The 17,717-nt window shown below is 59.9% G+C and carries 13 protein-coding genes and 1 pseudogene; 7 read left to right on the top strand and 7 right to left on the bottom strand.

Annotated features, from left to right (window positions below; genetic code table 11):
- A partial coding sequence (locus ACIOWA_RS01640; RefSeq protein WP_401157838.1) for a ribonuclease E/G occupies positions 1-2,211 on the top strand: 2,211 nt, incomplete at its 5' end.
- 237 nt (positions 2,212-2,448) lie between these two features.
- On the opposite strand, the gene ACIOWA_RS01635 is transcribed toward ACIOWA_RS01640, so the two are convergent.
- On the bottom strand, positions 2,449-3,048 hold the full coding sequence (locus tag ACIOWA_RS01635; protein WP_401157836.1) for an FMN-dependent NADH-azoreductase: 600 nt from the start codon (positions 3,046-3,048) through the stop codon (positions 2,449-2,451).
- A 230-nt stretch (positions 3,049-3,278) separates the two neighbouring features.
- Positions 3,279-3,593 (bottom strand): 3-phosphoglycerate kinase, encoded by a 315-nt coding sequence (locus tag ACIOWA_RS01630; RefSeq protein ID WP_221729354.1) that lies wholly within the window; start codon positions 3,591-3,593, stop codon positions 3,279-3,281.
- A 49-nt stretch (positions 3,594-3,642) separates the two neighbouring features.
- On the opposite strand from ACIOWA_RS01630, the gene ACIOWA_RS01625 reads away from it, so the two are divergent.
- The 5 genes and pseudogenes from ACIOWA_RS01625 to ACIOWA_RS01605 all read left to right on the top strand — a co-directional run.
- Complete coding sequence (locus tag ACIOWA_RS01625; RefSeq protein ID WP_339431060.1) at positions 3,643-4,566, top strand: LysR family transcriptional regulator; 924 nt, start codon at positions 3,643-3,645, stop codon at positions 4,564-4,566.
- Between the two features lie 14 nt (positions 4,567-4,580).
- On the top strand, positions 4,581-5,384 hold the full coding sequence (locus ACIOWA_RS01620) for an alpha/beta hydrolase (protein ID WP_339493613.1): 804 nt from the start codon (positions 4,581-4,583) through the stop codon (positions 5,382-5,384).
- Between the two features lie 3 nt (positions 5,385-5,387).
- Positions 5,388-5,951 carry a peptidylprolyl isomerase gene (locus ACIOWA_RS01615; protein ID WP_339431058.1) on the top strand — a complete coding sequence of 188 codons (564 nt, stop codon included), beginning with the start codon at positions 5,388-5,390 and terminating at the stop codon, positions 5,949-5,951.
- 88 nt (positions 5,952-6,039) lie between these two features.
- On the top strand, positions 6,040-7,872 hold the full coding sequence (locus tag ACIOWA_RS01610; protein ID WP_339431057.1) for an ABC transporter ATP-binding protein: 1,833 nt from the start codon (positions 6,040-6,042) through the stop codon (positions 7,870-7,872).
- Positions 7,873-7,898: 26 nt separating this feature from the next.
- A pseudogene (locus tag ACIOWA_RS01605) lies at positions 7,899-8,279 on the top strand (aquaporin); the annotation flags it as partial.
- 110 nt (positions 8,280-8,389) lie between these two features.
- Here ACIOWA_RS01605 and ACIOWA_RS01600 read toward each other — a convergent pair.
- Complete coding sequence (locus ACIOWA_RS01600) at positions 8,390-9,514, bottom strand: GNAT family N-acetyltransferase (RefSeq protein WP_401157833.1); 1,125 nt, start codon at positions 9,512-9,514, stop codon at positions 8,390-8,392.
- A gap of 281 nt (positions 9,515-9,795) precedes the next feature.
- On the opposite strand from ACIOWA_RS01600, the gene ACIOWA_RS01595 reads away from it, so the two are divergent.
- Positions 9,796-11,118, top strand: a complete 1,323-nt coding sequence (locus ACIOWA_RS01595) for a putative porin (protein WP_221729360.1) — start codon at positions 9,796-9,798, stop codon at positions 11,116-11,118.
- A 132-nt stretch (positions 11,119-11,250) separates the two neighbouring features.
- Here the strand turns inward: ACIOWA_RS01595 and ACIOWA_RS01590 are convergent, their stop codons facing one another.
- The 4 genes from ACIOWA_RS01590 to hrpA all read right to left on the bottom strand — a co-directional run bounded on the left by ACIOWA_RS01590 (position 11,251) and on the right by hrpA (position 17,600).
- Positions 11,251-11,487, bottom strand: a complete 237-nt coding sequence (locus ACIOWA_RS01590) for an anti-sigma factor family protein (protein WP_401157831.1) — start codon at positions 11,485-11,487, stop codon at positions 11,251-11,253.
- Positions 11,481-12,092: an RNA polymerase sigma factor gene (locus ACIOWA_RS01585; protein ID WP_339431054.1), complete on the bottom strand. Its 612-nt coding sequence runs from the start codon at positions 12,090-12,092 to the stop codon at positions 11,481-11,483. The genes ACIOWA_RS01590 and ACIOWA_RS01585 overlap by 7 nt, the downstream gene beginning before the upstream one ends.
- Positions 12,093-12,238: 146 nt before the next feature.
- Positions 12,239-13,360 (bottom strand): beta-ketoacyl-ACP synthase III, encoded by a 1,122-nt coding sequence (locus ACIOWA_RS01580; protein WP_339464887.1) that lies wholly within the window; start codon positions 13,358-13,360, stop codon positions 12,239-12,241.
- Between the two features lie 328 nt (positions 13,361-13,688).
- On the bottom strand, positions 13,689-17,600 hold the full coding sequence (hrpA, locus tag ACIOWA_RS01575) for an ATP-dependent RNA helicase HrpA (RefSeq protein WP_401157829.1): 3,912 nt from the start codon (positions 17,598-17,600) through the stop codon (positions 13,689-13,691).
- Positions 17,601-17,717: the final 117 nt, after the last annotated feature.

Here is a 17,717-nt window from a genome sequence, read left to right as displayed (position 1 = left end):
GTCATCGACTTCATCGACATGACCCCTGCCAAGAACCAGCGCGCCGTGGAAGAGAAAGTCCGCGAATGCCTGGAAGCCGACCGCGCTCGCGTGCAGATCGGCCGTATCTCGCGCTTCGGCCTGCTGGAAATGTCCCGTCAGCGCCTGCGCCCATCCTTGGGCGAAAGCAGCGGCATCGTCTGCCCGCGTTGCAACGGCACCGGCATCATCCGTGACGTTGAATCGCTGTCGCTGGCGATTCTGCGCCTGATCGAAGAAGAAGCCCTGAAAGACCGCACTGCCGAAGTTCGCGCCCAGGTGCCGATCCCGGTGGCTGCGTTCCTGCTCAACGAAAAACGCAACTCGATCACCAAGATCGAACTGCGCACTCGTGCCCGTATCGTCATCCTGCCAAACGACCACCTCGAAACGCCGCACTTCGAAGTTCAGCGTTTGCGTGATGACAGCCCGGAAGCCGCGACCAACCAGTCCAGCTACGAAATCGCCGCTGCCGCTGCCGACGTCGAAGAAGTCCAGCCAGCCGCCGCAACCCGCACCCTGGTTCGCCAGGAAGCCGCGGTCAAGACCGCACCAGCCCGCGCCAACGCTCCGGTTCCGACCGAAGTGGCCGCACCTGCTGCACCAGCACCAGCTCCAGTGGCCGCGCCAGAGCCAAGCCTGTTCAAAGGTCTGGTGAAGTCGCTGGTCAGCCTGTTCGCGACCAAAGAAGAGCCCGCCGCGCCGGTGGTCGTTGAAAAACCAGCTACCGAGCGTCCAGCCCGCAACGAAGAACGTCGCAACGGTCGCCAGCAGAGCCGCAACCGTAATGGTCGTCGCGATGAAGAGCGCAAGCCGCGCGAAGAACGTGCACCGCGTGAAGAACGCGCCCCTCGCGAGCCGCGTGAAGAGCGCCAGCCACGTGAGACCCGCGAAGAACGTGCACCTCGCGAAGCTCGCACTGAAGCGCCAGCCGCCCGCGAAGAACGCGCACCTCGCGCACCTCGTGAAGAACGCGCTCCACGTGCGCCGCGTGAAGAACGCAAGCCTCGTGGCGAGCGTGAAGAACGTGTACGTGAACTGCGCGAGCCACTGGATGCCGCTCCAGCAGCAGCCGTTGTCGCCGTTAATGCAGAAGAGCGTCCAGCCCGCCAGCCTCGCGAAGAGCGCGCACCGCGCCCGCCGCGTGAAGAGCGTCAACCGCGTGCAGAGCAGGCCGCTGCTGCCGTCGTTGAAGACGAAGTGATCACCAATGAAGAGCAACTGCCGGAAGATGGTTCGGAGAACGCCGAAGGCGATCGTCCACGTCGTCGCTCCCGCGGCCAGCGTCGTCGCAGCAACCGTCGCGAGCGTCAGCGTGATGCCAACGGCAACGTGATCGAAGGATCGGAAGAATCCGAGTCCGGCGAAAACGCTGAAGCACCAAGCGCTGCCGATCTGGCCGCTGGCCTGGCTGTTACCACCGCCGTCGCCAGCAGCGTCATCAGCGCTCCGGCTGAAGCGCAAGCCAACGAGCAAGCCGAACGCGCCACTGCCGCTACACTGGAAACTGCTCCAGTTGAAGCACCGGTGGTTGAAGCAACCACTCCGGTGGAAGTGACGGCGGCTCCGGAAGTCGAAGTGGCACCGGTTCGCGAAATTCAAGCCCAGGTTGAAGCCCAGCCTCAGATTGAAATCGCTGCCGAACCTGCTTTCGTAGCCCAAGAGCCCGTTGTCGTTGCAGAGCCGGTTGTCGAAACCGTCGCTGAAAACGTGACCGAAAGCGTGCGTGAAGTTCGCGAAGAGCAAACTGCATTCAACTGGGTTGCAGAGCCAACCGTAGCCGAAGCGCCAGCGCCTGCTGCTGAAGCTGAAGTGCCACAAGCCACGGTGTCCGAGCCAGTGGTTGCCGCTGCCGAACCTGCTCCAGCGCCGGTCATCGAAGCGCCAGTGGTTGCCCAAGCCCCAGCGATTGAAGCGCCTGTAGTCAGCGCGCTGACGCCAAACGGCCGCGCTCCAAACGATCCACGCGAAGTGCGTCGTCGCAAGCGCGAAGAAGAACGTCTGCAGAAGGAAGCTGAACTGGCTGCCGCAGCTGCTCCTGCGGCTGAAGTGGTCGAGGCAGCTCCTGCCCCGGCTGCTGAAGAAGTCGTCGTTGAAGCAGCCATTGCTGAAGCGCCTCGCTCCGTTCAGGACGCGGCCGAGCATCACGAAGAGGCCCAGGAAAAAGAACACGAGCCTAAACCCCTCGTCTGATTCCAAAAGCCAATAAAAAGCCCCGCCTGAATATTCAGGCGGGGCTTTTTTTATGCTCACCGATTACCGTACCGGGATTGCGCAAAGAACAAAAAAAAGCCCGATCTCGCTAAAGCGTTCAATCGGGCTACAGCACTCAGGAGCAATAAGTGCAAAGGGAGGTTCGATGCGCGTAAAACCTTGAAGGGGTTGCGCCAGAGCACTAGAACATCCAGTGATTATCTGGCGATTAACCTATCAAGCGACGGAAGCCAGTTTGGCGTTGGCCTGGTTCAAGCCCTTCTCCTGAAAGTCGCCACCCAGGTTCATGCCTTCGGCATGAATGAAGGTCACGTCGTGGATACCGATAAAACCCATCACCTGACGCAGGTAAGGTTCTTGATGATCCGCCGGGCCGCCGGCGTAAATTCCGCCGCGAGCGGTCATCACGTAGGCACGCTTGCCGCTCAGCAGGCCTTGCGGACCGGTGTCGGTGTACTTGAAGGTGACGCCGGCACGCAGCACATGGTCAAGCCAGGCCTTGAGGGTGCTCGGGATCGCGAAGTTGTACATCGGTGCGGCCATGACCAGCACGTCGGCAGCCAGCAGTTCATCGGTCAATTCGTTGGAGCGATCCAGAGAAGACTGTTCGCTGTCGTTGCGCTGATCGGCAGGCTTCATCCAGCCACCCAACAGGTTGATGTCCAGGTGCGGCACCGGGTTCACGGCGAGATCACGCACAGTGATCTGATCGTCGGGGTGCGCGGTTTTCCACTGATTGATGAAGGTCTGGGTCAACTGACGGGACACCGAGTCTTGCTGGCGGGCGCTGCTTTCGATGATCAGAACGCGGGACATGCTGTGTAGCCTCCATCCGAGAATGTTGTAGGTCGATGGAGTGAAGGTTAAACAGAGCTGAATCGATGAAAAAGCGCAAATAATTGCTGCAAAGCATCGAAAATTTAGTTTAGATGCAACTCAACCCTTTGAGAGTGAGCTTGCTGGCGAAGGCGATGTGTCAGCACGAGCATGGATGACTGATCTACCGCCCTCACGAGCAAACCCGCTCCCACAAGGAAGATTTGCTGTTATTTCGGGGTACAGGTCAGATCGATGCGCAGTTTGATAATGGTGCGGGTGAACTTGGCCGTGGCGTTTTTATGTTTGCCGGCCACGACTTCGATGTTACGTGTCCGTGGCGCCTCGGGACCGTTGCGGAACACCACTTTGCAGCTCGCGTCGACGTCGCCGTAGTTGGCCACCTGGATGGAGCCAATGTCGTTATCCGTGGCGAAACTCTGGTAGTCGATCTTCATGCCATTGAGATTTTTCTGCACATCGATCGGATACGCAAAGGCTGTCAACGGCAGCAGTGCCAGCACCACACAACAGAATTTTTTCATTCGACAGTCTCCAATGGGGACCGTCAGCTTAGGACAAGAGGAGCTATTGATGAAAGCGCCCCGCGTGACCCTGGATCAATGGCGAACATTGCAGGCCGTAGTCGACCACGGCGGATTCGCCCAGGCCGCCGAGGTTCTGCACCGTTCGCAGTCGTCGGTGAGTTACACCGTTGCCCGTATGCAGGATCAGCTCGGTGTGCCGTTGCTGCGGATCGACGGTCGTAAAGCGGTACTGACCGAAGCCGGCGGCGTGTTGCTACGCCGCTCGCGGCAACTGGTCAAACAGGCCAGTCAACTGGAAGATCTTGCCCATCACATGGAGCAAGGCTGGGAAGCGGAAGTGCGGCTGGTGGTCGATGCGGCTTATCCAAGCGCACGTATCGTGCGTGCGTTGACTGCGTTCATGCCACAGAGCCGTGGCTGTCGCGTGCGTCTGCGTGAGGAAGTGTTGTCGGGTGTCGAGGAGGTGCTGCTCGAAGGCGTGGCCGATCTGGCCATCACCGGCCTGAGCATTCCCGGTTACCTGGGCGCGGAGTTGAGCGACGTGGAGTTTGTTGCGGTTGCTCACCCAGACCACAGCCTGCATCGGCTCAATCGTGAACTGAGCTTCCAGGATCTGGAAACCCAGATGCAAGTGGTCATCCGCGACTCCGGTCGTCAACAGCCACGGGATGTCGGCTGGCTCGGCGCCGAACAGCGCTGGACCGTCGGCAGTCTCGCCACGGCCGCGACATTCGTCAGCAGCGGCCTGGGCTTTGCCTGGTTACCGCGACACATGATCGAACGGGAACTGAAAGAGGGATCGCTCAAGCTGCTACCGTTGGATCAGGGCGGCAGCCGCAACCCGAGTTTCTATCTGTATTCGAACAAGGACAAACCGCTGGGCCCGGCGACACAAATCCTCATCGAACTGTTGCGCACCTTCGACACCTTGCCGCTGGACGCACCGTTCGCCGCCCCTGAGCAAGTCTGACACGGAGTCCAGCGATGGCCTATTTTGCGCACGAAGGTTGCAACCTGCACTACGAGGAATATGGCCACGGCACGCCGTTGCTGCTGGTTCACGGGCTCGGCTCGAGCACGCTGGATTGGGAAATGCAGATCCCTGCGCTGGCCGCGCACTACCGGGTGATCGTCCCGGATATCCGTGGCCACGGGCGCTCGGACAAACCCCGCGAGCGCTACAGCATCGCGGGGTTCAGCGCCGATATGGTGGCGTTGATCGAGTATTTGAACCTTGGTCCGGTGCACTACGTCGGTCTGTCGATGGGCGGCATGATCGGCTTCCAGTTGGGTGTCGATCAGCCGCAGATGCTCAAGAGCCTGACCATCGTCAACAGCGCCCCTGAAGTCAAACTGCGCAGCCTCGACGACTATTGGCAATGGTTCAAACGCTGGAGCCTGATGCGCGTGCTGAGCCTGGCGACCATCGGCAAGGCGCTGGGCAGCAAACTGTTCCCAAAACCCGAACAGGCGAATCTGCGGCAGAAAATGGCGCAACGCTGGGCAAAAAACGACAAACGTGCTTATCTCGCCAGCTTCGATGCAATTGTTGGCTGGGGGGTTCAGGAACGACTTTCCCGGGTGACCTGTCCAACGCTCATCGTCAGTGCCGACCGTGATTACACACCTGTGGCACTTAAAGAAACCTATGTAAAACTGCTGCCCGATGCGCGGCTGGTGGTGATCGCTGATTCACGCCATGCCACCCCGCTCGATCAGCCCGAACGCTTCAATCAAACGCTGCTGGCGTTTCTCGCCGCAGCCGATATTCAATCTCAGGATCACTGACCCATGCTGAAAAAACTCGCCCTCGTCGCCGGCACCGTGCTGTTTGCTGCCAACCTGATGGCTGCTACCCCGGCCAAAGCGCCGCACGTGCTGCTGGACACCACCAATGGCCAGATCGAAATCGAACTGGACCCGGTCAAAGCGCCGATCAGTACCAAGAACTTTCTGGCGTACGTCGACAGTGGCTTCTACAACAACACGATTTTCCACCGTGTGATCCCGGGTTTCATGGCTCAGGGCGGCGGTTTCACCCAGCAGATGCAACAAAAGGACACCAAGGAACCGATCAAGAACGAAGCCAGCAATGGCCTGCATAACGTTCGCGGCACCTTGTCGATGGCCCGTACTTCCAATCCGAACTCGGCCACCAGCCAGTTCTTTATCAACGTCGCTGACAACGCCTTCCTCGATCCAGGCCGTGACGCCGGTTATGCGGTGTTTGCCAAAGTGGTCAAGGGCATGGACGTCGTCGACATCATCGTCAACTCGCAAACCACCACCAAAAGCGGCATGCAGAACGTGCCTGTCGACCCTGTGATTATCAAGTCGGCCAAACGCCTCGACTGAGTACAGCAGGGCATATCGAGCGGCGACGGCCTGATCCCGCGCCGCTCACACTGATAAAAGGAGAGCCCGTACTCCGGGCGGTTATCTGATGCTCTATCGCCGTTTTGAACAACTGATCGACATATTCCGCGACGCCCCGACGGCCTCTCCACCGGACCGTGTGCTCCCCTTCTATACCTATTACCTGAAGCAGGTCTGGCCGAGTTTCGCCGCCCTGCTGGTGGTCGGCCTGTTCGCCGCGCTGATCGAAGTGGCGCTGTTCAGTTACCTGAGTCGCATCATCGACCTGGCCCAAGGTACGCCAAATCCGAACTTCTTCAGCGATCACGCCCTCGAACTGACGTGGATGGTGGTGGTTGCGCTTGTGCTCAGACCGATTTTCTTCGGCCTGCACGACCTGCTGGTGCACCAGACGTTAAGCCCCGGCATGACCAGCATGATCCGCTGGCAGAACCACAGCTACGTGCTCAAGCAGAGCCTGAACTTCTTCCAGAACGACTTCGCCGGGCGCATTGCCCAGCGCATCATGCAGACCGGCAACTCGCTGCGTGATTCAGCAGTGCAGGCGGTGGATGCACTGTGGCATGTGGTGATCTACGCGATCAGCGCGCTGGTGCTGTTCGCCGAAGCCGACTGGCGTCTGATGGTCCCGTTGCTGACGTGGATCGTCGCCTACATCGGCGCACTCTGTTACTTCGTGCCGCGGGTCAAGGACCGCTCGGTGGAAGCCTCCGACGCACGTTCGAAACTGATGGGCCGAATCGTCGACGGCTACACCAATATCGCCACGCTCAAGCTGTTCGCTCACACTCATTTCGAACAGCACTACGCCAGGGAAGCGATCGAAGAACAAACCGTCAAAGCGCAAATGGCCGGCCGCGTGGTCACCAGCATGGACGTGGCGATCACCGCCATGAACGGCTTGCTGATCGTCGGCACAACCGCGCTGGCCCTGTGGCTGTGGACGCAATCGCTGATCACCGTCGGCGCGATTGCCCTGGCCACCGGTCTGGTGATCCGCATCGTCAACATGTCCGGCTGGATCATGTGGGTGGTCACGGGCATCTTCGAAAACATCGGCATGGTCCAGGACGGTCTGCGGACCATCTCGCAGCCGGTCAGCGTCACCGATCACGAACACGCCAAACCGCTGGCCGTGGCCAATGGCGAGGTGTGTTTCGAGCACGTCGATTTTCACTACGGCAAGAAGAAAGGCATCATCGGCGACCTCAACCTGACCATCAAACCGGGTGAAAAAATCGGTCTGATCGGGCCGTCCGGCGCCGGTAAATCAACCTTGGTCAACCTGCTGCTGCGCCTCTATGACGTCGAGGGCGGGCGCATCCTGATCGACGACCAGAACATCGCCGACGTCAGCCAGGAAAGCCTGCGTGAGCGGATCGGTATGATCACTCAAGACACGTCGCTGCTGCACCGTTCAATCCGCGACAACTTGCTGTATGGCAAGCCTGACGCGACTGACGCACAGCTTTGGGATGCCGCGCACAAGGCCCGTGCCGATGAGTTCATTCCGTTGCTGTCGGACGCTGAAGGCCGCACCGGCTTCGACGCGCATGTCGGCGAGCGCGGGGTGAAGCTGTCGGGCGGTCAACGTCAGCGCATCGCGATTGCCCGCGTGCTGCTCAAGGACGCGCCGATTCTGATCATGGACGAAGCAACCTCGGCCCTGGACTCGGAAGTCGAAGCGGCGATTCAGGAAAGCCTGGAAACCCTGATGCAGGGCAAAACAGTGATCGCCATTGCTCACCGCCTCTCGACTATCGCGCGCATGGATCGCCTGGTGGTGCTGGAAAACGGCAAGATCGCCGAGAGCGGCACCCACGCCGAACTGCTGGCCCATGGCGGACTGTATTCGCGGTTATGGGCGCACCAGACCGGCGGATTTGTCGGGATCGATTGATCATTGGGTCAATACAATTGCAATGTGGGAGTGAGGGTTTGGACATTGCCGCCGGCCTCGCCTCCAACGGTTACGGCGAGCATTCGCCCGGTCAGTATTCGATGGCGGCCGGGTTTGTCACCGAACGGGTGATGACTGCGATGTTTGTGATCATCATTCTGGGCGCCACCGATAAACGTGCACCGCCGGGCCTCGCACCGATTGCCATAGGTCTGGCGCTGACGTTGATCCACCTGATCTCGATTCCGGTGACCAATACCTCGGTGAACCCGGCGCGCAGTACCGGGCCGGCGCTGATGGTCGGCGGCTGGGCCATCGCGCAGTTGTGGATGTTCTGGGTGGCGCCGCTGTCGGGTGCGGTGGCCGGTGAAGTGATTTATCTCTGGTTGGGTAACGAAAAAACCTGAGTCCAACACAAAACCAAATGTGGGAGCGGGCTTGCTCGCGAAGGCGTGGTGTCAGGCAATATTTGCTGTACTGACACACCGCCTTCGCGAGCAAGCCCCACATTGGAGATTTAGGTTTGGCGGTAGGGCAAGGCTGCTCTCGCTTCTTCGGCGTAGGCCAGGACACCGGCGCGTTCCTGCTGCAGGAAGTCTTTTACCGCCGCTTTCAGACCCGGATGCCGCAGGTAATGCCACGAGTGAGTGATCACCGGTTCGAAGCCACGAATCAGTTTGTGCTCGCCCTGAGCACCGGCATCGAAACGCTGATAGCCCTGGGCAATCGCGTAGTCCATGCCCTGATAAAAACAGGTTTCAAAGTGCAGCCGATCAAATTCGGCAAGGCATCCCCAATAGCGCCCGTAAAAACTGTCACCGCCAACCAGACTGAAGGCCATGGCCACCGGCCGTGAGCCCTGCCTGGCCAGCACCACGCGGATCGATTCGGGCATGCGCGCGGCCAGCAAACTGAAAAACTCTCGCGTCAGATACGGTGTCTGCCGACGCACGGCGTAGGTATTGGCATAGCAGGCGTAGACGAAATCCCACTGCGATTCGTTTAGCTCTCGCCCTTGTAGCCATTCAAATTCGAAGCCCTGCCCCGCCACCTGCTCGCGCTCCTTGCGCATCTGTTTGCGCTTGCGCGAACTGAGCACGTCGAGAAAATCCTGAAAGTCGCGATAGCCTCGATTGTGCCAGTGATACTGACAGCCGATGCGCTGCAACCAGCCCGGCTGCTCGGCCATGGCGGCGTCGGTGAACGGATCGGTGAAATTGATGTGCGCGCCGGACAGCCCTTCGATTTCCAGATAACCGGGCAGGCTCTTGAGCAGCTCAAAACCGTCTTCGAACTTGGACGCCAGCAACCGAGGGCCGCTGACTGGACTGAACGGCACAGCCGTCAACAGTTTGGGGTAGTAATCGATTCCGGCTCGGGCGCAGGCATCGGCCCAGCCATGGTCGAACACATACTCGCCGTAGGAGTGCCACTTGCGGTAACCCGGCAAGGCGGCGATCAGCCGACCATCTTCGATGTGCAGTAAATGCTCCGGCTGCCAACCGGTGTGAGGGCCGACGCTGCCGCTGTCCTCCAGCGCACTGAGAAAAGCATGACGCAGAAACGGCTGATTGTCCGGCACCAATTCATCCCAAGTGGCCGGGGCGATTTCTGACAGGTTCTGCAGGCATTGCAACGGCATCAAAGAGCTCTCCACATCGGGGTTTCAGCGCTCGGCGAGTATCGCCGATTGCGCCGCATTGCACACCCGTCATCGGGCGACAGCGCTCTAGATCAATGGTTCACGACCAACGCGTACCGTCATCAACCTGCCATCACCGTGCCACTGCCCTGTCATAAACCATCGCGATACTGGCGCCTGTTTTTAGAGCGCCGGGTTCTACCCGGACACTGTTTTCCGACCTTCAACCGTCGGTTGTGCCCAGGATGGTTCAGCCATCCCACTCATCTTCGGAGATTGCTATGCGTCTTGCTTCCACGAAAACTGCGGCGGCCCTGTGCGGTGGCCTGTTACTGGCCATGAGCGTTCCGGCCAGTGCTGCAGTCGACGCCAAACTGCTCGACATGCTCAAGGCTAACGGTTCGATTTCCCAGGCGCAGTATGTAGAACTGCAAACTGAACTGGCCAAGGATCAGAAGGCTCAGCAAATCGCCCAGCAGGCGCAGCAAGAGACCAATGAACAAGTCGCGGCTGTCGCGAAGAAGACCAACGAACAAAGCGTCTTCGACCAGAAACTGGCCTGGGCTGCCAAGACCCAGTTCAAGGGTGACGTGCGCATCCGCCAGGAGACCGTCAAGATCGACGGCGAAGCCAACAACGGCGGCCGCGAAAAGGATCGTCAGCGCATCCGTGCACGTCTGGGTGCCTACACCGAGATCAACCCGCAAGTGGACACCGGCATCCGTATCGCCACCGGCGGCGGCGACGATGCTCGTTCGACCAACCAGGACCAGGACAACTACTTCGACAAGAAGCAGATCTGGCTGGACCTGGGCTACATCGACTACCACCCTGATGCGATCAAGAACCTGCATGTGATCGGCGGCAAGATGCTGCAACCGTGGGTGAGCATGGGCGACGTGATCTGGGACGGCGACATCAACCCGGAAGGTCTGGCCGTCACTTACAAGTACCCACTGGGCAGCAGTGCCGAACTGTTCGGCAGCCTGGGCAACTACAACCTCAAGGACAACGTCGACGGCGAAGGCGTGCAATTCCGTCACGACCTGCGCCTGACCTCCGGCCAGTTGGGTAGCCGCATCGCCATCACCGACAACCTGAAACTGACCGTTGGCGGCAGCGTCTACGCCTACCAGAACGATCAGGACAGCCGTTGCACGGGCTCTTCCACACCGTGCGCACTGGCCGTCAATGGCAACTCGGCCAACAACGAATTCCGTCTGTACGAGGGTTTCAGCCAGATCGACATCGGCGGTCTGCCAATGCCGCTGTCGTTCTACGGTCAGTATGTGAAGAACAACGATGCCGTGACCGATCAGGACACCGCCTGGTTGCTCGGCGCCAAGTCGAAAGTCTTCGGTCTGAACCTCGACTACAACTATCGTGACGTGCAGCGCAATGCTGTGGTCGGCGCCTTCACCGATTCCGACTTCGCCAACGGCACCACCGGTTCGCGTGGGCACAAGTTCAAAGTCGGCTACGACATCGACAAGAATTTCGCCCTCGGCGCCACGTACTTCCTGACCAAGGCTGACTACTCCAGCCGCACTCAGCGCGACGCCGACACCAACATTCTGCAACTGGACGCAGAAGCGAAGTTCTAAGCAACAGAGCAACAGATCTCAGGCGATGCGCTTCTCATCCGGGTGCAGCGCTTGAGATGCTTCAACAGTCTGGCGCGGCTACGGCGATCCCCATCATCCGTGTGCCGCAGGCGCGTCAGTCTGCTTCTCCCCCTAGGGGCTGTCTTCCCGAAGCCGCGCCGCCAACCGCTCGGCCAACGCATCCACCCCCTCTTCAGGTTTCTCCGGCATCGCCTTCAGCGTCGCCTGCATCAATCGCATCTGGCGTATAAAACGCCGGCAATTGGGGCAGAACAACAGGTGATGACGCACCATCAGTTTTTCGCGAAAGCTCAGCTGGCCATCGAGATAATCGCTGGAGCGCGCCACTTGTTCCTTACAGGTCAGCATTCCCCGGTCTCCTCAAAATGCTCCACTGTCGCGAAGACTTTCAGCCGCGCACGATGCAGCAGCACACGGACATTGGAGAGCGATATCTCCAGAAGATTACAGATCTCTTCGAGCTCAAGGCCTTGGCGTTCGCGCAACAACAAAACGCTGCTTTGCAGTTCCGACAGGTTGAGCAGTGTGTGTTCGAGGCACTCACGCAACTCGCTTTCGGTGAGCAGCGCTTCAGGCGTGTCCTGGTGCCAGGCGAACGGTGCGATCAGCCAGTGGCCATCGCCGGGGGAAAAGCGGTCATCATCAATGGTGCCGTGGGGTGACGGCAGATCATCCATCAACACTTCGCGGCGATTGTGCTTGTAGCGACTTTTGGCCGAGTTGGCGGTGATGGTCAGCAACCAGGTCTTGAGACTGGAGCGGCCTTCGAAACTGCCGATATGGCGCACTACCGACAGCCATGCATCTTGCACCACTTCTTCGACGTGACGCTGGCCGACAATCGCATAAGCGACGGCGCGCATGGCGCTTTGATAAGTCGTGACCAGTTCCTTGAAAGCCTGTTGCTCGCCTGCCAGCAAACGCGCGAGCAGTTGGGTGTCGTCAACCGCCATCCATCAATCCCCTTGTTCCGACTTCGAAAATGATAGCGGCAGGATTCGCCTGAAGCGTCTCCTGCCGCCATTTCCGAAAACTACAGCGTTTCAACCGACTCGGATGTAGGAAAGGTCAGCGTGATTAAGCGGAAATTAAACCACTTTCAACGCTTGCGCAGAATCACGCTACCGATCGAGTAACCCGCACCGAACGAACTCAATACCGCCAGCGAACCGGCAGCCAGATCATCCTGATACTTGTGGAAAGCAATCACGGAACCGGCAGAGCTGGTGTTGGCGTAAGTGTCGAGGATCACCGGGGCTTCCTCTTCGGTGGCCTCGCGGCCCAGCAGTTTGCGCACGATCAGATGGTTCATGCTGAGGTTGGCCTGGTGCAGCCAGAAACGCTTCACATCGCCGACATTGAGCTGGTTCTCTTCCAGATGCGCACCGACCAGTTCAGCCACCATCGGGCAAACATCCTTGAACACCTTGCGGCCTTCCTGCACGAACAGCTTGTCGCGAGTACCGACGCCCTCTTGCGCTGCGCGGTTGAGAAAGCCGAAGTTGTTGCGGATGTTGTTGGAGAACTTGGTCAGCAGTTTGGTGCTGACCACGTCGAACTGGTATTTGGACGTAGCCAGATCGGCGCGCTCGATGATCACGGCCGTGGCGGCGTCGCCGAAGATGAAGTGGCTGTCGCGGTCACGGAAGTTCAGGTGACCGGTGCAGACTTCCGGGTTGACCATCAGGATCGCCCGGGCCTGGCCCAGTTGCACGCTGTTAGCGGCTGCCTGAATGCCGAAGGTGGCCGAGGAACAGGCCACGTTCATGTCGAAACCGAACCCCTGAATGCCCAGGGCTTCCTGGACTTCGATGGCGATGGCCGGGTAAGCACGCTGCAAGTTGGAGCAGGCGACGATCACGCCGTCGATGTCAGCGGCGGTTTTGCCGGCGCGTTGCAAGGCTTGTTCGGCAGCACCGATGGCCATTTGGCAAAGTACCGACCATTCCTCGTTGGAACGCTCCGGCAGACGCGGGGCCATGCGCTGCGGATCAAGAATGCCTTCTTTGTCCATGACAAAGCGGCTCTTGATGCCCGAGGCTTTTTCGATGAAGGCGGCGCTGGATTCCGTCAGGGCCTGGATGTCGCCGCTGGCGATGGCGTCTGCGTTGTCCGCGTTGAATTGCGCGACGTAGGTATTGAAAGACTGCACCAGCTCTTCGTTGGAGATGCTGTTGGCCGGGGTGTACAGGCCGGTGCCGCTGATGACGACGTTATGCATGGTCGTTTCTCTAATCTGTTCAGGCAGAAAGTGCTGGAACCGTCGTACCAACACACAAAGGGTCTATTCCCATCCGGGGGACGCAAACCTGGCATCGTTTTATTCCGTTGCGTGACCACGCCGAAGGCTCTGGGTCGCGAAACAGGCATTTATGGTCGCGAAGTTTGCCATAAACCCAAGGTTTTGGCCCCTTTCTCAAGCACAACGCAAATCCCAAGGCGGGGGGCTTGCTCGCGAAGGCGGTGTGTCAGTCACCGAATCAGTTATCTGACACTACGCCTTCACGAGCAAGCCCGCTCCCACAGGGGGACTGTGCACGTCGATAGATCTAGGGTTCGACCTGGGTCCATTGTTTATTCAGGCGCTTATCGGAAATCGGCACTTTCGTTCCCAACTGCTGGGCGAACAGCGAAACCCGATATTCCTCCAGCCACCAGCGATACAACTCAAGCTGTGGATCGCGTTTGCCTTCCTGGGCATGCTTGGCGGCGCGGGCCTGGTATTGGGCCCACAAACCGGCCAGATCACCGCTCCAGACCCGATCCTTCTGCAGTTGCGCGCCCAGTTTTTCAAAACGCTGCTCGACCGCTTTCAGATAACGCGGCAGCTCCTTGAGCCATTGCATCGGCGTTTCCCGCACGAACCCCGGGTAAACCAGATGACTGATCTGTTGCTTGATGTCATTCAACGCCACGGCTTGGGCCAGATCGATCTTGCCCTTGAAGCGCTTTTGCAGACCATGCCAGATCTTCAGAATCTCCAGCGTCAGCCGCGCCACGCGCTCGGCGTGTTCGGTCCAACTGCCACGCTTGCGTTCGGCCAGCGCCGCCAACCCTGCACCGTCACGCGGCAACGGGTCTTCGCCGTCGAGAATGCAACTGTCGAGACTGGCCAGCAGAATGTCTTCGACCAGCGCATCGACCCGGCCCAGTTCACGGTAGAGCAAGCCCAGTTCGGTCTGCCCCGGCAATTTTCCGCGCAGGAATTTGGCCGGTTCGGCCAGTTGCTGCATGAGCAAGCGCTGCAACGCACGACGATGCTGGAACTCGGCTTCGGCCGGGGTCGAGAACCGCCCTTCCTTGACCGTGCCGCCCTCTTCCACCAGCGCCGGGTAGACCGTCATCGACAGCCCGGCAATTTTCTGCAGAGTTTTTGCTGCCACCGGCGCGAAGACTTTCGCCTCCACCGGCTGCTGACTCTTGGCACTCTGCGGCACGGCCAGTGCGGCCTGACTGGCTTCGGCGAAACGCGCAGTCAGTTCGGCCAGATCCCGTCCTTCGCCAAGGAATTTGCCTTGGCCGTCGACGATTTCCAGGTTCATGCGCAGATGCCCTTCGACCTGCTGCGCCGCTTCCGCCCACGCCTCATCGCTGACCCGCGCACCGGTCATGCGCAACAACTCGCGCCCCAACGCCTGGGGCAGCGAGCCCTCGGCGAAGGTCATGCGTTGCAGCGCAGCCTTGATGAAGTCCGGCACCGGCACGAAGTTCTTGCGCAACGCTTTGGGCAGATTGCGCACCAGAGCGATGCACTTGGCCTCGATCAGCCCCGGCACCAGCCATTCCAGACGCTCCGGCGGCAGCATCGGCAGCAACGGCGCCGGCACCCGCAGGGTCACGCCGTCACGGGGGTGATTGGGTTCGAAGTGATAACTGAGCGTCAGTTCCAGATCACCGATGTGCAAGGTATCGGGGTAATGCAGTGCGGTGACTTCACTGGCCTCGCGGGCCAGCACGTCTTCTTCGCGCATGATCAGCAGTAGCGGGTCTTTCTGGCTGTTGATCCGGTACCAACTGTCGAACGTCGCGCTCTGGTGAATCTCCGCCGGCAGCCGCGCATCGTAGAAGGCGTACAGGGTTTCTTCGTCGGCCAGAATGTCGCGGCGACGGGCCTTGGCTTCCAGTTCATCGAGCTGTTCGAGCAGTTGTTTGTTGGCGCTCAGGCACTTGGCTCTGGACTGAATCTCGCCCCGCACCAGACCTTCGCGGATAAACAGCTCACGCGAAACCACGGGGTCAACCGGGCCGTAATGAACCGGTCGGCGCCCGACCACAATCAGCCCGAACAGGGTGATCTGCTCGAAGGCCACGACCTGGCCGCGCTTCTTCTCCCAGTGCGGTTCGAAGTGATTTTTCTTGATCAGATGCCCGGCCAGCGGCTCGATCCAGTCGGCGTCGATCTTGGCGACCATGCGCGCATAGAGCTTGGTGGTCTCTACCAGTTCGGCGGTCATCAGCCATTGCGGACGCTTCTTGCCGATGCCCGACGACGGGTGAATCCAGAAACGTCGCTGACGGGCGCCGAGGTAATCGCCGTCCTCGGTTTTCTGGCCGATCTGGCTGAGCAAACCGACGAGCACCGCTTTGTGCAGTTTCGGGTAATCGGCTGGTTCTTTATTGAGGCTCAACTGCATGTCGCGGCAGATCAGGCTCAACTGGCGATGGGAATCACGCCACTCGCGCAGACGTAAATAGTTGAGGAAGTTCTTGCGGCACCAATTGCGCAACGGGCTGGCGGTCAGCGCCTGGCGCTGTTCTTCAAAACCACGCCACAGATTGACCAGGCCGGCGAAGTCGGAATCGACATCCTTCCATTGCGCGTGAGCCTGATCCGCCGCTTGCTGGCGCTCCGGCGGACGCTCGCGCGGGTCCTGAATCGACATGGCACTGGCGACGATCAGCACTTCCTGCAAGCTGCCCAGTTTCGCCGCTTCAAGCAGCATGCGGCCCATGCGCGGGTCAACTGGCAGGCGCGCCAACTGACGGCCGAGCGGGGTCAACTGACTGTTGCGATCCACCGCCGAGAGTTCTTGCAGCAGGTTGAAACCGTCGCTGATCGCCTTGCCGTCCGGCGGCTCGATGAACGGGAACGCAGTGATTTCGCCGAGGCGCAGATGCAGCATCTGCAAGATCACCGCCGCGAGGTTGGTGCGCAGAATCTCCGGGTCAGTGAATTCCGGGCGACCGAGGAAATCTTCTTCGCTGTACAAACGTATGCAAATGCCCGGCTCGACCCGGCCGCAGCGGCCCTTACGCTGGTTGGCGCTGGCCTGGGAAATCGCTTCGATCGGCAAACGCTGAACCTTGGCGCGGTAGCTGTAGCGGCTGATGCGCGCAGTGCCGCTGTCGATCACGTAGCGGATGCCCGGCACGGTCAGCGAGGTTTCAGCGACGTTGGTCGCCAGCACGACGCGACGGCCGGGGTGTGACTGGAAAATCCGCTGCTGCTCGGCCGGCGACAGGCGCGCGTACAGCGGCAGAATCTCGGTGTGTTTGAGTTGGGCCTTGCGCAGCATGTCGGCGGCATCGCGAATTTCGCGCTCACCGGGCAGGAACACCAGCACATCGCCTGGGCTGCGACGTTCGCTGCGCTCGTAGGCGGCAATTTCGTCGAGGGTGGCGAGGATTGCCTGATCGACGGTCAGGTCGTCCTCAACGCGGTTGCCCTCCTCGTCCTGCTCCAGGGTCAATGGGCGATACCAGGTGTCCACCGGGAAGGTGCGGCCGGAGACCTCGACAATTGGTGCGTCATCGAAATGCTTGGAGAAACGCTCCAGGTCGATGGTGGCCGAGGTGATGATGACCTTCAGGTCGGGACGGCGCGGCAACAGGGTTTTCAGGTAACCAAGCAGGAAGTCGATGTTGAGGCTGCGTTCGTGAGCTTCGTCGACAATGATCGTGTCGTAGCGTTCCAGATAGCGGTCGTTCTGGGTTTCCGCCAGCAGGATGCCGTCGGTCATCAGTTTGATCAGGGTGTTGGAATCGCTCTGATCTTCGAAGCGTACCTGGTAGCCCACCAGCGACCCGAGCGGCGTCGCGAGTTCTTCTGCGACGCGACTGGCAACACTGCGGGCAGCGATCCGCCGTGGCTGGGTGTGGCCGATCAAACCGTGTTGGCCGCGACCGATTTCCAGACAGATTTTTGGCAACTGCGTGGTTTTGCCCGAGCCGGTTTCGCCCGCAATGATCAGCACCTGATGCTTTTCCAGCGCCTTTTTGATCTCGTCACGCTTGGCCGCAATCGGCAGGCTGTCGTCGTAACGAATCACCGGCAGGCTGGCCTTGCGCGCCAGCACCTGATCACAGGACGCCTGCATGCGCGCCACCCACTGGGCCAGCTTGGCCTCGTCTGGCTTTTTGCGCAGCTCAAGCAACTGCCGCCGCAGCCGGTGGCGGTCGGCGAGCATGGCGTGGTCGAGGTTTTTCAGCAGTTTGTCGATGGAGGGCGATTCTTCGGTCATCGGGTACGCAATTCAGTCGTCTAGTGGCGCAGGGTGGCGATTGTCGCAGAAAAGCAGCTACAAGCGGCAAGCTACACGCCGCAAGTTGAATCAACTGCTGGCCTGAAGCTTGTCACT

This window comes from Pseudomonas sp. NPDC087614 (genome assembly GCF_044743485.1).
In the GTDB taxonomy this organism is placed as follows: domain Bacteria; phylum Pseudomonadota; class Gammaproteobacteria; order Pseudomonadales; family Pseudomonadaceae; genus Aquipseudomonas; species Aquipseudomonas baetica_A.
This window is presented reverse-complemented; position numbering and strand designations above follow the sequence as displayed.

Coding starts and splice junctions, on each gene's coding strand:
- ACIOWA_RS01615 (WP_339431058.1), top strand. CDS start 5,388: ATGCTGAAAAAACTCGCCCTCGTCGCCGGCACCGTGCTGTTTGCTGCC.
- ACIOWA_RS01630 (WP_221729354.1), bottom strand. CDS start 3,593: ATGAAAAAATTCTGTTGTGTGGTGCTGGCACTGCTGCCGTTGACAGCC.
- ACIOWA_RS01595 (WP_221729360.1), top strand. CDS start 9,796: ATGCGTCTTGCTTCCACGAAAACTGCGGCGGCCCTGTGCGGTGGCCTG.
- ACIOWA_RS01580 (WP_339464887.1), bottom strand. CDS start 13,360: ATGCATAACGTCGTCATCAGCGGCACCGGCCTGTACACCCCGGCCAAC.
- ACIOWA_RS01590 (WP_401157831.1), bottom strand. CDS start 11,487: ATGCTGACCTGTAAGGAACAAGTGGCGCGCTCCAGCGATTATCTCGAT.
- ACIOWA_RS01585 (WP_339431054.1), bottom strand. CDS start 12,092: ATGGCGGTTGACGACACCCAACTGCTCGCGCGTTTGCTGGCAGGCGAG.
- ACIOWA_RS01635 (WP_401157836.1), bottom strand. CDS start 3,048: ATGTCCCGCGTTCTGATCATCGAAAGCAGCGCCCGCCAGCAAGACTCG.
- ACIOWA_RS01625 (WP_339431060.1), top strand. CDS start 3,643: ATGAAAGCGCCCCGCGTGACCCTGGATCAATGGCGAACATTGCAGGCC.
- ACIOWA_RS01620 (WP_339493613.1), top strand. CDS start 4,581: ATGGCCTATTTTGCGCACGAAGGTTGCAACCTGCACTACGAGGAATAT.
- ACIOWA_RS01600 (WP_401157833.1), bottom strand. CDS start 9,514: ATGCCGTTGCAATGCCTGCAGAACCTGTCAGAAATCGCCCCGGCCACT.
- ACIOWA_RS01610 (WP_339431057.1), top strand. CDS start 6,040: ATGCTCTATCGCCGTTTTGAACAACTGATCGACATATTCCGCGACGCC.
- hrpA (WP_401157829.1), bottom strand. CDS start 17,600: ATGACCGAAGAATCGCCCTCCATCGACAAACTGCTGAAAAACCTCGAC.